General features: G+C 70.5%; 12 protein-coding genes. 2 read left to right on the top strand and 10 right to left on the bottom strand.

What is annotated here, in order from left to right:
- Positions 1-178: 178 nt before the first annotated feature.
- The 5 genes from hutI to ACMW4R_RS01965 are packed head-to-tail and all read right to left on the bottom strand — an operon-like array spanning position 179 to position 6,180.
- Complete coding sequence (gene hutI, locus ACMW4R_RS01945; RefSeq protein WP_418299881.1) at positions 179-1,321, bottom strand: imidazolonepropionase; 1,143 nt, start codon at positions 1,319-1,321, stop codon at positions 179-181.
- Positions 1,322-1,350: 29 nt separating this feature from the next.
- A complete protein-coding gene (locus ACMW4R_RS01950; protein WP_418298994.1) occupies positions 1,351-2,667 on the bottom strand; it encodes a formimidoylglutamate deiminase in 1,317 nt (438 codons plus the stop codon).
- Positions 2,664-3,866 (bottom strand): allantoate amidohydrolase, encoded by a 1,203-nt coding sequence (locus ACMW4R_RS01955; protein ID WP_418298995.1) that lies wholly within the window; start codon positions 3,864-3,866, stop codon positions 2,664-2,666. The genes ACMW4R_RS01950 and ACMW4R_RS01955 overlap by 4 nt, the downstream gene beginning before the upstream one ends.
- Positions 3,863-5,518 (bottom strand): urocanate hydratase, encoded by a 1,656-nt coding sequence (gene hutU / locus ACMW4R_RS01960; protein ID WP_058597014.1) that lies wholly within the window; start codon positions 5,516-5,518, stop codon positions 3,863-3,865. Before hutU ends, ACMW4R_RS01955 begins: the two co-directional genes overlap by 4 nt.
- Complete coding sequence (locus ACMW4R_RS01965) at positions 5,515-6,180, bottom strand: IclR family transcriptional regulator (RefSeq protein ID WP_058597013.1); 666 nt, start codon at positions 6,178-6,180, stop codon at positions 5,515-5,517. The genes hutU and ACMW4R_RS01965 overlap by 4 nt, the downstream gene beginning before the upstream one ends.
- A 61-nt stretch (positions 6,181-6,241) precedes the next feature.
- Here ACMW4R_RS01965 and ACMW4R_RS01970 point away from each other — a divergent pair, with 61 nt between their 5' ends.
- Positions 6,242-6,835: a hypothetical protein gene (locus ACMW4R_RS01970; RefSeq protein WP_058614171.1), complete on the top strand. Its 594-nt coding sequence runs from the start codon at positions 6,242-6,244 to the stop codon at positions 6,833-6,835.
- 22 nt (positions 6,836-6,857) lie between these two features.
- On the opposite strand, the gene ACMW4R_RS01975 is transcribed toward ACMW4R_RS01970, so the two are convergent.
- The 5 genes from ACMW4R_RS01975 to ACMW4R_RS01995 all read right to left on the bottom strand — a co-directional run bounded on the left by ACMW4R_RS01975 (position 6,858) and on the right by ACMW4R_RS01995 (position 13,024).
- Entirely contained in the window at positions 6,858-7,295 is a 438-nt protein-coding gene (locus ACMW4R_RS01975; protein WP_058597011.1) for a heat shock protein transcriptional repressor HspR, read from the bottom strand.
- Between the two features lie 77 nt (positions 7,296-7,372).
- Positions 7,373-8,362, bottom strand: coding sequence for a DnaJ C-terminal domain-containing protein (locus ACMW4R_RS01980; RefSeq protein WP_058597010.1), 990 nt, complete (start codon positions 8,360-8,362; stop codon positions 7,373-7,375).
- An 11-nt stretch (positions 8,363-8,373) separates the two neighbouring features.
- Complete coding sequence (locus ACMW4R_RS01985) at positions 8,374-9,000, bottom strand: nucleotide exchange factor GrpE (protein WP_058597009.1); 627 nt, start codon at positions 8,998-9,000, stop codon at positions 8,374-8,376.
- Positions 9,001-9,009: 9 nt separating this feature from the next.
- Positions 9,010-10,881, bottom strand: coding sequence for a molecular chaperone DnaK (gene dnaK, locus ACMW4R_RS01990; protein WP_058597008.1), 1,872 nt, complete (start codon positions 10,879-10,881; stop codon positions 9,010-9,012).
- A 394-nt stretch (positions 10,882-11,275) separates the two neighbouring features.
- Positions 11,276-13,024: a DEAD/DEAH box helicase gene (locus tag ACMW4R_RS01995; protein WP_058614173.1), complete on the bottom strand. Its 1,749-nt coding sequence runs from the start codon at positions 13,022-13,024 to the stop codon at positions 11,276-11,278.
- 126 nt (positions 13,025-13,150) lie between these two features.
- Between ACMW4R_RS01995 and ACMW4R_RS02000 the strand changes: the two genes are divergently transcribed.
- Positions 13,151-14,524, top strand: coding sequence for an MFS transporter (locus ACMW4R_RS02000; RefSeq protein WP_418298996.1), 1,374 nt, complete (start codon positions 13,151-13,153; stop codon positions 14,522-14,524).
- The last annotated feature ends 40 nt before the right edge of the window (positions 14,525-14,564 follow it).

Genomic DNA, 14,564 nt, shown 5'->3' on the forward strand with positions numbered 1-14,564 from the left:
TCAGCGAAACCGGTCGCCCGCGAAGGCATGTCCCCATTTGTGCAACGCGAGGGGCCCAAATCTGCACATTTCGGGACATGGATGCCAGGGAGCAGGGCCACGGCACCGGCGCGCCATCGCGCCAACGGGCCTGCGCCAGACGCCAGACCCCAGCACCACGCCGCCGGCGCGCGAGATCTCAGCGCGCGACGAGCGGCGCCGCCACCCGGCGCCCGTCCTTCCACACACCCGCGGTCAGCGGCATCCCGGGTCGGTAGGCGAGGTGCGTCGCGGACGGTGCGTCGAGCAGGTGAAGGTCGGCGCGATTCCCCACGGCGATCGATCCCACGGCGCCGTCACCGGAGGCACGACCGAGCGAGATCGCCCCGCCGCGCGTGGCCGCTCGCACCGCCTCGGCGACGCTCAGCCCCATCTGCAGCACGGCGGTCGCGACGCAGAACGGCATCGAGGTCGTGTACGACGTACCCGGATTGCCGTTCGACGCGATCGCGACCTCGACCCCGGCGTCGAGCAGTCGCCGGGCCGGAGCGAGAGGAGCGCGCGTCGACAGGTCGCAAGCCGGGAGCACCGTCGCGACGGTCGACCCTCCCGCGAGCGCATCGAGGTCGGCATCCGAGACGAAATTGCAGTGGTCGACGCTCGCCGCCCCCAGCTCGACCGCGAGCAGGATCCCGTCGCCGTGGCCGAGCTGATTGCCGTGCACGCGCAGCCCGAGTCCCGCCGCCCGCGCGGCGGTCAGCACCTCGCGCGACTGCTCGGGGGTGAACGCCCCGCGCTCGCAGAACACGTCGGCCCACGACACGTACGGACGCACGGCGTCGAGCATCGGACCGCACACCTCGCGCACGTAGTCGTCGGCGTCGCGCCCGGCGGGCACCAGATGAGCGCCGAGGAAGGTCACGTCGTCGACGCCGGCCGCGGCAATCCGCGCGCTGCGCTCCTCGCTCGCGATGTCGAGCCCGTAGCCGGTCTTCGTCTCGATCCACGTGGTCCCCTGCGCGCGCGCCGCGCGGACGCGCCCCGCGAGGAGCCCGGCGAGGCGGTCGTCCGACGCCTCGCGGGTGGCATCCCGGGTCACGGCGATGCCTCCCGCGGCGTAGCTCTGCCCCGCCATGCGGGCCTCGAACTCCGCCGTGCGGTCGCCGTCGAAGACGAGGTGGGTGTGCGAGTCGACCCAGCCGGGCAGGAGCGCTCGGCCGTCGGCATCCACCCTCTCGTCTGCCGCTGGGGCGTCGGAGGCGGAGCCGATCCACGCGATCCGGTCGCCGTCGATGACCACGGCGGCGTCACGGAGCACGCGGTCCTCGTCGTCGACGGTCATCAGCTCACCGATGCGGGTGATGAGGGTGCTCACGATGTCATCGCCTTTCGCAGCAGGTCGCCGACCGGGCCGAGGTCGGTGTGCACGCCGTCTGCGGCACGCTCGCGTCCCCCGATGATCACACGCGTCACGTCGTGCGCGGTCGCGCTCAGCACGAGCTGCCCGGGGTCGCTCCCGGCGGTTCGGGCGCTGTTCTCGTCGACCACGAGGAGATCGCACGGCTGTCCGACCGCGATCGCGCCCACGCCACGACCGACCGCGGGCGCGCCCCCGCGGGTGAGCGCGGCGACGAGCTCGGTGGGAGCGAATCGTCCACGCCGACCCGAGGCGAGCCGCTCTCCGTGCTCGAGCGCGCGGGCTTCGAGCAGCGGGTCGACGACGGCGTGCTGATCGGTTCCGAGCGCGAGGCGCGCCCCCGCGTCGGCCAGGCGGCGGGCGGGACCGACGCCGTCGCCGAGGTCGGCCTCGGTGGTCGGGCACATCACGATCGTCGCGCGAGCGGCGCCGAGCGCCGCGATGTCGTCGTCGGTGAGGTGCGTGGCGTGCACGGCCGAGAGCCGCGGCGAGAGCAGGCCGCTGCGGGCCAGGAGGGCCGTGGGGGTGAGACCGGTCGCCTCGAGGCACGCCTCGTTCTCGGCCGGCTGCTCCGACAGGTGCACGTGCAGCGGGATCGCCGGATCGAGCTCGGCGCCGATCCGCTCGAGAGCGTCGACCGGGACAGCACGCACCGAGTGCGCGGCCGCACCGACAACGACCTCGGGGAACTCGTCGGCGAACGACGCGCGCAGCGCCGACAGCCGTGCGAGCCAGGCGGCGGCATCCGGATCCCCGAAGCGCCGCTGTGCGGGTTCGAGAGGTTCCCCGAAGCCGCGGGAGAGGTAACACGTGTCGAGAAGGGTGAGACGGATGCCACTGGCCCGGGCCGCGCGCGCAAGCGCGCGCTCCATCGCGTGAGCAGGCGCGTACGGCGAGGCGTCCGGCGCGTGGTGCACGTAGTGGAACTCGGCGACCGAGGTCCAGCCGGCGGCGACCATCTCGGCGTAGACCGCGGTCGCGATGCGTTCGTACGACTCGGGGTCGAGGCGGCCCGCTTCGCGGTACATCAGCTCACGCCACGTCCAGAAGCTGCCGCCGTCGCCGTGCGTGCGCCCGCGCAGCAGCCGGTGGAAGGCGTGCGAGTGCGCGTTGACTGCGCCCGGCAGCACGAGTCCGTCGAGGCGGTGGTCGTCGGCATCCGGAATTGTCCCGGTCGCGACGGAGTCGATGAGACCCTCGGATGCCGTGATGCGCACGCCCGATGCCACGGCATCGCCGATCCACGCCCGCAGGGCCCAGAAGGTCGTCACGACAACAGGTCCTGGAGGACGTCGGCGAGCGCCGTGGCGGACGCGTCGGCGTCCGCGTCGACGACGTGCTCTTCGGGCGAATGCGAGATCCCCGAGGGATTGCGGACGAACAGCATCCCGGTGGGAACGGCGCTTGAGAGGATCCCCGCGTCGTGACCGGCGCCCGTACGCAGGTGCGGGGCATCGCCGAGCGCCGAGCCGAGGCGGCGCGCGAGCGACGGATCGAAGCCGACCGTGGGACTCCACGATTCCTCGACGAGCACCGCCTCGCACCCGCGCGCGGCCGCGAGCTCGACGCACATGCGGTCGATGTCGGCGACGAGACGACGGGTGACGGCATCGTCGGGATGCCGAGCGTCGATCCAGAAGTCGACGGACGACGCGATGACGTTCGTGCCGCCGGGGACCGGCTCGAACCGGCCGACGGTGGCGCGCGCGTCGTCGACGGCCCCGGCCAACTCGGCGATGCGCCCGACCATTCCGGCGGCGGCGACGAGCGGATCGCGGCGGTCGGCCATGAGGGTCGTCCCGGCGTGGTTGCCCTCGCCGCGCACCGACACCTTGAACCGTCCGTGGCCGAGGATCGACTCCGCGACCGCGAAAGGACGGTCGAGGTCGATGAGGCCACGGCCCTGTTCGACGTGGAGTTCGACGAAGACGCCGATGCGCGCGAGCGTCTCGGGGTCGGGGCCGATCCCCGCCGGGTCGATGCCCCCGGCCGCGAAGACGTCGGCGAGCGTGTCGCCGTCACGGTCGGTGAGGCGGCGCGCGGCATCCGGAGACAACGCCCCCGTCAGCAGGCGCGAACCGAGGCACGCGACGCCGAACCGCGAGCCCTCCTCCTCGGGGAAGACCGCGATCGCGAGCGGCTTCGCCGGCGTCACCCCGCGCGAGCGCAGCACGTCGACCGCGGCGAGCGCCGCCGCGATCCCGAGCGGGCCGTCGAACGCCCCGCCACCGGGCACCGAGTCGAGGTGGCTCCCCGTGACGACGGCGCCGGGTCCCGGCATCCCCCACCAGGCCCACAGGATGCCGTTGCGGTCGACCTCGACGTCGAGTCCACGGGCCTCGGCCTCGGCGACGAACCACGCGCGGAGGTCACGCTCCGCGGTGGAGAAGACCGGGCGGGCGTAGCCGCCGCTGCGGGGCTCGCGGCCGATGCCCGAGATGGCGTCGAGGAGGGTTGTGACGGGGGTCATGAGTCGAGCATCGGGACGCGCACCCCGCGCTCGCGGGCGACCTCGATCGCGCGGTCGTAGCCTGCGTCGACGTGGCGGATCACACCCATGCCGGGGTCGTTCGTCAGCAGGCGCTGGAGCTTCTCGGCGGCGAGCGGGGTGCCGTCGGCGACCGAGACCTGGCCCGCGTGGATGGAACGACCGATGCCGACGCCACCGCCGTGGTGCAACGACACCCAGGTGGCGCCGGAGGCGGTGTTGATGAGCGCGTTCAGGAGGGGCCAGTCGGCGATGGCATCCGATCCGTCGGCCATCGCCTCGGTCTCGCGGTAGGGCGAGGCCACCGATCCCGAGTCGAGGTGGTCACGACCGATGACGATCGGGGCCGAGATCTTGCCCTCGGCGACGAGCTCGTTGAACCGGACGGCGGCCTTGGCGCGGTCGCCGTAGCCGAGCCAGCAGATGCGGGCGGGTAGCCCCTCGAACTCGACGTGCTCCTGCGCCGCCGTGATCCAGCGCTTCAGCCCCTCGTTCTCGGGGAAGAGCTCGAGGATCGCCTGGTCGGTGACGGCGATGTCGGCCGGGTCACCCGACAGCGCGACCCAGCGGAACGGGCCGAGACCCTCGCAGAACAGCGGCCGGATGTACGCCGGCACGAAGCCGGGGAAGGCGAACGCGTCGGCGTAGCCGCCCTGACGCGCCTCGTCGCGGATCGAGTTGCCGTAGTCGAACACCTCGGCCCCGCGCTTCTGGAACTCGACCATCGCCTCGACGTGGCGGGCCATCGAAGCGCGCGAGCGGGCGGTGAAGCCCTCGGGGTCGCGGGCCGACTCGGTGCGCCAGTCCTCGAACGCGATGCCCGCGGGGAGGTAGGCGAGGGGATCGTGGGCGGAGGTCTGGTCGGTCACGATGTCGACCGGCACCTCGCGGCGCAGCAGTTCCGGCAGCACCTCGGCGCTGTTGCCCACGAGACCGACCGAGAGGGCGCGTCCCTCGGCCTTCGCGGCGAGCACACGCTCGAGAGCATCGTCGAGGTCGGTGGTGACCTCGTCGAGGTAGCGCTTGCCCTGGCGACGGCGAAGGCGCGTCTCATCGACGTCGACGATGAGCACGACACCGCCGTTGAGCGTGACCGACAGAGGCTGGGCGCCGCCCATGCCACCGCAGCCGCCGGTGACGGTCAGGGTTCCCGCGAGGGTGCCTCCGAAGCGCTTGCGGGCAACGGCCGCGAAGGTCTCGTAGGTGCCCTGGAGGATGCCCTGCGTGCCGATGTAGATCCACGACCCGGCCGTCATCTGGCCGTACATCATGAGCCCCTCGGCCTCGAGACGGCGGAACTCGGGCCAGGTGGCCCAGTCGCCGACGAGGTTCGAGTTGGCCAGAAGGACGCGCGGTGCCCACACGTTCGTGCGGAACACCCCCACGGGCTTGCCCGACTGCACCAGCAGCGTCTCATCGTCGTCGAGGTCGGCGAGGGTGGCGACGATCGCGTCGTAGCTCGCCCAGTTGCGGGCGGCCTTCCCGGTGCCGCCGTAGACGATGAGGTCTTCGGGACGTTCGGCGACCTCGGGGTCGAGGTTGTTCATGAGCATCCGCAGCGGGGCCTCGGTCTGCCAGCTCTTGGCCGTCAGCGACGTCCCTCGCGGGGCGCGGATCTCGCGGTTTCCGGTCATGGTGTTCTCTCTCCTTCGACGTCTGACGACGCTCCGATCGTGCCGCTCTCGCGGACGAGGATGCGCCCGATCTCGGCGGTCTTGGCTTCGGTGGTGCGATAGCTGGGGACGACGACGGACAGGGATGCCACGACCCGCCCTCCCACGACGATGGGGGCGGCAATGGCGGTGACGTCGTCTTCCACACCCTGGGTGACGACGACGTATTCATCCCGCGCGACCTCACCGCCGAGCACGGCCCCGGCCGCGGAACCCTCGCGCGGAATGGTGCGACCGACCCAGCTGGAGTGGCGGATCGAGTGCGTGCCCTCGATGATCGCGATGTAGAGCGCGGTGTCGCCGGGACCGCGCACCGCGAGGTAACTCGACTCGCCTGTCTCGGCGACGACCCGCGAGAGGGCGGGCTCGGCGAGCGACACGAGGGCGTCGTTCGACAGCGCCCGCGCGCCGAGCTGGATCATGCGCACACCGGCCGCGTAACGACCGTCGTCGACGCGCCGGACGAACTCCTGCGCTTCGAGCGTGCGGAGCAGGCGCAGCGCGGTACTCGCCGAGAGGCCGACCGCCCGAGCGGCGTCCGCGAGAGTCAGGGGGCCGTCGTCGCAGACGGTCGCGAGCAGCGTCAGCGCCCGGTCGACGGTGCGTGTGGAGGCATCAGCCATGTCGTCTAGTGAAACGCACTTTCCATCGAATGGCAAGCGTGGAGGGTTCTAGGCTGGACCCATGTCCCGACTGCAGGCCGACGCTCCCGCCGACCGCTGGGTGCCCGTGACGGGCTCCCTCGGATTCCGCGGCCGCCGCCACCGCAAGGCCGCCATCGGCATGCTGCTGAACCAGGCGAACACCGCCGCGGGCTCGACGCCCCGGCCCGGGGGCGGAGCTTTCGCGTGGATCCTCAGCCAGGCCGCTCCGCTGCTCATGCGGCGCGCGGCCGGACGCGTGCTCGTGTGGGTGTGGAAGAGCGACCCCGAGCTGCTCGTCGTGATGGCGCAGCTGCAGGAGGCGACGCCGCAGCTGCGCACGGCGCGCGCGATGATGCCGATGGAGTACGACGACACCGAGTCGTTCCGGAACCCCTTCCTCGGCGTCGGCGAGAAGCTCGCGATGCCCCTGCCGAGCGACCCGAAGACGCCGCCGTTCGCGACCTACACGTGGGACACGGGCTCGCACTTCGTGACGGTCACCGCGGTCTGCTCCGACCGCGAGCGTTTCGGCACGGTCATCGGCGCTGTGGACGACATCGCCCGGACGGTGCGCATCGTCGACGACCTGAAACTGGGCGAGTCACCGACCGTTCTGCGACTCGATCCGGCGTGAGCCGGCGGCGCCTGCGGGAGCGTCAGTCGCCGTGCGCGTCGCGCGGACGCCACAGCACGATGTCGGTCGCGCGACGCACGCGCGCACCGTGGCGCAGGGTCACGACCGACCCGGTCGCCCCCGCCGCGAACACGCGCGCGCCCGGGCGGGACTCGCGCTCGGCGATGAGCTGACGCTCGAGCTCGCTCACGCGGCGCGACAGGTCGTGCACCTGCTGCTCGAGTGTCAACAGGCGCGCGATCGCGGGGAGACTCATGCCCTCGCTCGACAGGCGCGCGACCTCGCGCAGCTGCTGCACGTGCCGGCTCGAGTACCGGCGCGACCCACCCTGGGTGCGCGCGGGGACGACAAGGCCGAGCCGGTCGTACTGCCGCAGGGTCTGCGGGTGCATGTTCGACAGCTCGGCGGCGACGGCGATGGCGAAGATGGGGGAATCCTCATCGATCTCTCGGTCGGCCACGTCTTCTCCTCTCGCTCGTGCCGTTCGCCGGGTCCCGGCATCCGTGATCCCGGATGCCGAGCCCCGGCGTGGTGGTGTTATCGCGCCTTGGCCATCAGGTCGGCGCGGGGATTCTCTTTCGGTTCGAGCTCGTGGAAACGCTCGAGGGCCTCGCGGGCGGCGTCGTCGAGGTGCGCGGGGACCGCGACCTGGACTTCGGCGAGCAGGTCGCCGGTGCCCTTGGAGGTCTGGATGCCACGCCCCTTGACGCGCAGCACGCGCCCCGACGGAGTGCCCGGGGCGACACGCAGCCGCACCGGGTCGCCGCCGAGGGTGGGCACCTCGATGGTCGCGCCGAGAGCCGCCTCGGTGAAGGTCACGGGGACCGTCAGCCGCAGGTTGAGGCCGTCACGGGTGAACACCGGGTGCGGACGCACCGCGACGGTCACGACGATGTCGCCGCTCTCGCCGCCGTCCGGGGAAGGACGACCACGACCACGCAGGCGGATCTTCTGCCCGTCCGAGACGCCGGCCGGGATCTTCACCTTGAAGGGCTTGTTGTCCTCGCCCTGCAGCGTGATGGTCTCGCCCTTGGCCGCGGTGACGAAGTCGATCGTCGTGCGCGCCGTGACGTCGGCCCCGCGCTGGGGGCCGCCGAAGCCGCGGTATCCGCCCGTCGTCTGACCGAAGCGTCCGGAGCCGAAGCCCCCTCCGCCCTGGTCGAACATCGAGAAGAAGTCCTCGAAGCCGGCGGGACCGCCCGTGGTTCCCCCGCGCTGCTGACCGAAACGGCTGAACACGTCATCGAAACCGCCGCCGGCACCCGTCCCCGGAGCCGAGAAGCGCGCCCCCGAGCCCATGGCCCGGATCTGGTCGTACTCCTCGCGCTGCTCGGGATCGTTGAGCACCGAGTAGGCCTCGCTGATCTCCTTGAACTTGGCCTCCGCTTTCGCGTCGCCCGGGTTCGAGTCGGGGTGGTACTGGCGCGCCAGCTTGCGGTAGGTCTTCTTCAGATCGGCCGCGCTCACGCCCTTGTCGACACCGAGGACCTTGTAGAAGTCCTTGTCGAACCAGTCCTGACTCGCCATGTGTCCTCCTCTTAGGCCGGCACGGCGACGACGACCTTCGCCGGTCGCAGTTCGACCGAGCCGAGGCGGTAGCCGACCTCGACGACCTCGAGGATCGTCGTCTCCGTCGCACCCGGGGTCGGAGCCTGGAAGATCGCCTCGTGCTGCTGCGGGTCGAACACCTCGCCGACGGCGCCGTACGAGACCACACCGAGGCGCTCGGCCACGGCGCGGACCTTCTCGCCGATGGCGGCGAGCGGGCTGCCCTCGACGAGGTCGCCGTGCTTGGCGGCGCGGTCGAGGTCGTCCATGACGGGCAGCAGGCCCTTCACGGCCTCGCCCTTGGCGCGCTCGATCTCGCGCTCGCGCTGCTCCTCGGTCCGTCGACGGTAGTTCGCGTACTCGGCCTGCAGACGCTTGAGGTCGATCAGCAGCGACGCCTCCTTGTCGGAGGAAGCGCCCTCTGCGGCTGCCTCGGGAGTCTGCTCGGCGCCGAGGATGTCGTCGATGGTCAGGCCCTCGGCATCCGGGGTCTGGCCTGCGTCCTGCGTCTCGGACTGCTCGCCCGACGGCGCGGGGCCGGAGGTGTTCTCCTCCGGCCCCGTCTCGTCAGGACCGGCGCCCGAGCCCGTGGGCTGTTCGTCGTCCTTGTGTGCCATGTTCTCTGCTTACTTCTTCTCGTCGGGGTTCTCGTCGTCGACGACCTCGGCGTCGATGACGTCTTCCTCGGGGTTCGGCGTCTCGCCGTTGCCGGGCTGGCCCACGTTGGGGTCAGCGGGCTCGCCCGCAGCCTGCGACGAGGCGTAGATCGCCTCGCCGAGCTTGCCCTGGCTGGCGTTCAGCTTGTCGAACGCGGTCTTGACCGCGTCGTCGTCGTCACCGGCGAGAGCCGTCTTGAGCGCGTCGACGTCGCCCTGCACCTCGGTCTTGACCTCGGCGGGGAGCTTGTCCTCGTTCTCCTTGATCAGCTTCTCGATCGAGTACGAGAGCGTCTCGGCCTGGTTGCGGGTCTCGGCGGACTCGCGGCGCTTCTTGTCCTCCGCGGCGTTCTCCTCGGCCTCGCGGACCATGCGCTCGATGTCTTCCTTCGGGAGCGACGAGCCGCCCGTGATGGTCATCGACTGCTCCTTGCCGGTGCCCTTGTCCTTCGCGGACACGTGCACGATGCCGTTCGCGTCGATGTCGAAGGTGACCTCGACCTGCGGGATGCCACGGGGAGCCGGAGCGATACCGGTGAGCTCGAAGGTGCCCAGCGGCTTGTTGTCGCGGGTGAACTCGCGCTCGCCCTGGAAGACCTGGATCGCGACCGACGGCTGGTTGTCGTCGGCGGTGGTGAAGGTTTCGCTGCGCTTGGTGGGGATGGCCGTGTTGCGCTCGATGAGCTTCGTCATGATGCCGCCCTTGGTCTCGATGCCGAGGCTCAGGGGGGTGACGTCGATGAGCAGCACGTCCTTGCGCTCACCCTTGAGGACACCGGCCTGGAGGGCTGCACCGACGGCCACGACCTCGTCGGGGTTCACGCCCTTGTTGGCGTCCTTACCCGTCTCCTTCTTGACCAGCTCGGCGACCGCGGGCATGCGGGTCGAGCCACCGACGAGCACCACGTGGGCGATGTCGTCGACCTTGACGCCGGCCTCGCGGATGACGTCGGAGAAGGGCTTGCGGGTGCGGTCGAGGAGGTCCTTGGTGAGGTCCTCGAACTTGGCGCGCGTGATCGTCTCGCTCAGCGACACGGGGCCGGAGTCGGTCAGCGACAGGTAGGGCAGGTTGATCGAGGTCGAGGTCGAGCTCGACAGCTCCTTCTTGGCCTGCTCGGCCGCTTCCTTCAGACGCTGGAGGGCGATCTTGTCACCCGAGACGTCGACACCGGTGGTGTCCTTGAACTGCTTGATGAGGTACTCGACGAGGCGCTGGTCCCAGTCGTCACCACCGAGACGGTTGTCACCGGCGGTCGCGCGCACCTGGATGGTCGAGAAGTCGTCGTCCTTGCCCACCTCGAGCAGCGAGACGTCGAACGTTCCACCACCGAGGTCGAACACGAGGATGAGCTCGTCCTCCTTGCCCTTGTCGAGGCCGTAGGCCAGGGCGGCCGCGGTGGGCTCGTTGATGATGCGCAGGACGTTGAGGCCCGCGATCTCACCGGCCTCCTTGGTGGCCTGACGCTCGGCGTCGTTGAAGTACGCGGGGACCGTGATGACGGCATCCGTCACGCTGTCGCCCAGGTACTCCTCGGCGTCGCGCTTGAGCTTCTGCAGGATGCGGGCGGAGATCTCCTGCGGCGTCCACTTCTTGCCGTCGACGTCGAAGGTCCAGGTCGTGCCCATGTGGCGCTTGACGCTCGAGATGGTGCGGTCGACGTTGGTCACGGCCTGGCGCTTGGCGGTCTCGCCGACGAGCACCTCGCCGTCCTTCGTGAACGCGACGACCGAGGGGGTCGTGCGGAAACCCTCGGCGTTGGCGATGACCTTGGGCTCGCCACCCTCGAGGACACTCACGACGGAGTTGGTCGTACCGAGGTCGATTCCCACTGCACGTGGCATATGTGTCTCCTTGCTTGTGAGCCCGACCGGTGCCGAGCTCGTGGTTCTGATGAAGTCTTCTCACGGGTTGAGCCGCGATGACTCAAGGTTATCGCAGCCCCCGCGAGGCGTCAAGGAGACTTGATATGAATTGGCTCAACTTCGGGACGGCTGGGCGAGCCTGCCAACAGGGGGTTGTCCCACTTCTGGCGGTTCATGTCCCACTTATGGCCAGTCCAGGGGCGCTCAAGCGGCCATAAGTGGGACGAGGTGGCTCCGGAGGGGAGCGACGAGACGACGACGCCCCCGAACCGAAGGGGTACGGGGGCGTCGATGGATGCCGAACCTCGGGCCGCGACGAGCGCGGGGCACGGGGACGGATGCCGCGGACCCGGCGCAGCGGCCGCGCGGAGGCTCAGTCGCGGTCGCGGTCGAACGAACGGCGCTGCGGTCGGTCGCTGCGCTTCGCGGAGCGCCCGCCCTGGTCGAGGCGCAGGTCGATCAGCTGGCCCGAGATGCGGGTGTCGGCGAGACGGTCGATCGTGTCGCGCGAGAGGTCGGCGGGGAGCTCGACGAGCGAGAAGTCCTGGCGGATCTGGATCGCCCCGAAGTCGTTGCGACGAAGGCCGCCCTCGTTGGCGAGGGCCCCGACGATCTGACGAGGTTCGACGCGCTGGCGACGCCCCACCGCGATGCGGTACGTCGCGAAGCGGCCACCGCTGCTGCGGCGGTCTCCTCCCTCGCGCGGCTCGCGCGCCGGGCGGTCCGCGCGGTCGCGGTCGAACCGCGGCTGTTGGATCGTCTCCTCCTCGAGCAGCAGCGGGGTGTCGCCCTGCGCGACCACGGCGAGCGCCGCGGCCACGTCGGCCTCGGGCACGTCGTGGTGCGCGACGTAGTGCGCGACGACGTCGCGGAAGGTCGCGATCGCCGCCGTGTCTTCGAGGGCGGCGGTGATCGCGTCGTCGAAGCGGGTCAGGCGCGTGGCGTTGACGTCGTCGACGCTCGGCAGCGACATCTCGGTCAGCGGCTGGCGCGTGGCCTTCTCGATCGCGGTGAGCATGCGGCGCTCGCGCGGGGTGACGAAGCTGATGGCATCCCCGGTCCGACCCGCGCGGCCGGTACGACCGATACGGTGCACGTACGACTCGGTGTCGATCGGCAGGTCGTAGTTCACGACGTGGCTGATGCGGTCGACGTCGAGGCCGCGCGCGGCGACGTCGGTGGCGACGAGGATGTCGAGCTTGCCCGACTTCAGCTGATTGACCGTGCGCTCGCGCTGCACCTGGGCGATGTCGCCGTTGATCGCGGCGGCGGTGTATCCGCGGGCGCGCAGCTTCTCGGCGACGGTCTCGGTCTCGTTCTTCGTGCGGGTGAACACGATCATGCCCTCGAAGTTCTCGACCTCGAGGATGCGCGTGAGGGCGTCGATCTTCTGCTGGTACGACACCACGAGGTAGCGCTGCGTGATGTTCGCCGAGGTCGTGGTCTTGGTCTTGACCGTGATCTCTTCGGGGTCGTTGAGGTACTGCGCCGAGATGCGGCGGATCTGCGCCGGCATCGTCGCGGAGAAGAGCGCGACCTGCTTGGTCGAGGGGGTGTCGGCGAGGATCGTCTCGACGTCTTCGGCGAAGCCCATCTTGAGCATCTCGTCGGCCTCGTCGAGCACGAGGAACTTCAGCTCGCTCAGGTCGAGCGTGCCCTTGTCGAGGTGGTCCATGATGCGACCGGGGGTGCCGACGATCACGTCGACGCCGCGGCGCAGCGCCGACAGCTGCTGGCCGTAGCCCTGGCCGCCGTAGACGGGCAGCACCGAGACGCCCTTGATGTGCGCGGCGTACTTCTCGAACGCCTCGCAGACCTGCAGCGCGAGCTCTCGCGTGGGCGCGAGCACGAGGGCCTGCGGGTTCTTGTGCCCGGTCTCCATCTGCGACAGCACCGGCAGCGCGAAGGCCGCGGTCTTGCCGGTTCCGGTCTGGGCGAGGCCGACGACGTCGCGCCCCTGCAGCAGCACGGGGATCGTGGCGGCCTGGATAGCCGACGGAGTCTCGTAGCCCACGTCTTTCAGGGCCTTGAGCACGGCGGCATCCAGTCCCAGATCGGCGAAGGTGAGCTTCTCGGGGGTGGTCTCAGCCTCAGCGGAGTCGACGGGGGTTTCGGATGCCATGACTCCACGGTAGTCCGCTCCGCTGTCGCGCGCGGGCCTGAGGATAACCTGAACGCGCGCGCCGATGCCGGCGCGGCTGTCTCCCGGCGCACCGGGCGTTCACCGAAGGACCCTAGCGTGACCGACATGCCTTCCCCCGGGACCGCCGCCTCACGGAACGTCTCGACCCGACGCCCGGTCATCGCCTGGGCCCTCTGGGACTGGGGCTCGGCCGCCTTCAACGCCGTCGTGACGACGTTCGTGTTCAGCACGTACCTCGCGAGCGAACTCTTCGTCGACCCGGCGATCGTGGCCGCCGCGAACGGGAACGACGACGACCCCGCGCTCGTGCACGCCCTCGCCGAGAACGCCAGCATCGTCGGTCTGGCACTGATGTTCGCCGGCATCGTGGTCGCGCTGGTGGCCCCGGTGCTCGGCCAACGCTCCGACGGCACCGGACGCCGCAAGCTCTGGCTCGGCGTGAACACGGGTCTCGTGGTGCTGGCGATGGCCGCCATGGTGTTCGTCGAAGGCACACCCGCGTACCTCATCCTCGGCGCGACGCTCATCGCCGTCGGGAACGTCTTCTTCGAGTTCGCCAGCGTCAACTACTACGCGATGCTCACGCAGGTCTCGACGCGCGAGAACATCGGCCGCGTCTCGGGCTTCGGCTGGGGCATGGGATACGTCGGCGGAATCGTGCTGCTCGTCCTGCTGCTCGTGCTGTTCATCCAGAGCTTCGGGAATCCGGATGCCGGTGGCCTCCTCGCCGTGTCGAAGGACGGTGGCCTGAACATCCGGCTCGCGATCCTGGCATCCGCCCTCTGGTACGCCGTGTTCGCGATCCCGGTGCTGGTGCGCGTGCCCGAGATCCCGGCGCAGCGGCGCGAGGTGCGGGTGGGATTCTTCCGCTCGTACGTCGTGCTGTGGAATACGCTGCGGTCCCTCTGGCGCGACAGCCGGCAGGCACTGCTGTTCCTCGTCGCGAGCGCGGTTTTCCGCGACGGCCTGACGGGCGTGTTCACGTTCGGCGCGATCATCGCGGCGCAGGTGTTCGGCTTCAGCTCGACCGAGGTGCTTTACTTCGCCGTCGCGGCGAACGTCGTGGCGGGGGTGAGCACGTTCGCGGCGGGACGCTTCGACGACCGCTTCGGGCCGAAACGCGTGATCGCCGCCTCGCTGATCTGCCTGATCGTGCTCGGCGCGGCGATGCTCTTCATCGGAACGTCGCAGACCGGGTTCTGGATCGTGGGCCTCGGCCTGTGCGCCTTCGTCGGTCCGGTGCAGTCGGCGAGCCGGTCGTTCCTCGCGCGCGTCGCACCGGAGGGCCGCGAGGGCGAGATCTTCGGCCTCTACGCGACCACCGGACGAGCGGTGTCGTTCCTCGCCCCCGGCCTGTTCGCCCTGTTCGTCGGGCTGACGGGCGACACGCGCCTCGGCATCCTGGGGATCGTGCTCATCCTCGCCGTCGGCCTGGCGCTGCTGCTCCCGGTGAAGGCGAAGCCGGCCGCGATCGTCTGAGCCGCCGCGCTCGCTTCGTGTGTAGCGGCGTGGAGCCCCC

The organism is Microbacterium sp. S1037 (assembly GCF_048381605.1).
In the GTDB taxonomy this organism is placed as follows: domain Bacteria; phylum Actinomycetota; class Actinomycetes; order Actinomycetales; family Microbacteriaceae; genus Microbacterium; species Microbacterium testaceum_B.

Bases quoted from the DNA above. Each gene is read 5' to 3' on its own strand.
- ACMW4R_RS01965 (WP_058597013.1), bottom strand. From the start codon at position 6,180: ATGGCTGATGCCTCCACACGCACCGTCGACCGGGCGCTGACGCTGCTC.
- ACMW4R_RS01995 (WP_058614173.1), bottom strand. From the start codon at position 13,024: ATGGCATCCGAAACCCCCGTCGACTCCGCTGAGGCTGAGACCACCCCC.
- hutI (WP_418299881.1), bottom strand. From the start codon at position 1,321: ATGACCGTCGACGACGAGGACCGCGTGCTCCGTGACGCCGCCGTGGTC.
- hutU (WP_058597014.1), bottom strand. From the start codon at position 5,518: ATGACCGGAAACCGCGAGATCCGCGCCCCGCGAGGGACGTCGCTGACG.
- ACMW4R_RS01955 (WP_418298995.1), bottom strand. From the start codon at position 3,866: ATGACCCCCGTCACAACCCTCCTCGACGCCATCTCGGGCATCGGCCGC.
- ACMW4R_RS01970 (WP_058614171.1), top strand. From the start codon at position 6,242: ATGTCCCGACTGCAGGCCGACGCTCCCGCCGACCGCTGGGTGCCCGTG.
- ACMW4R_RS02000 (WP_418298996.1), top strand. From the start codon at position 13,151: ATGCCTTCCCCCGGGACCGCCGCCTCACGGAACGTCTCGACCCGACGC.
- ACMW4R_RS01985 (WP_058597009.1), bottom strand. From the start codon at position 9,000: ATGGCACACAAGGACGACGAACAGCCCACGGGCTCGGGCGCCGGTCCT.
- ACMW4R_RS01980 (WP_058597010.1), bottom strand. From the start codon at position 8,362: ATGGCGAGTCAGGACTGGTTCGACAAGGACTTCTACAAGGTCCTCGGT.
- dnaK (WP_058597008.1), bottom strand. From the start codon at position 10,881: ATGCCACGTGCAGTGGGAATCGACCTCGGTACGACCAACTCCGTCGTG.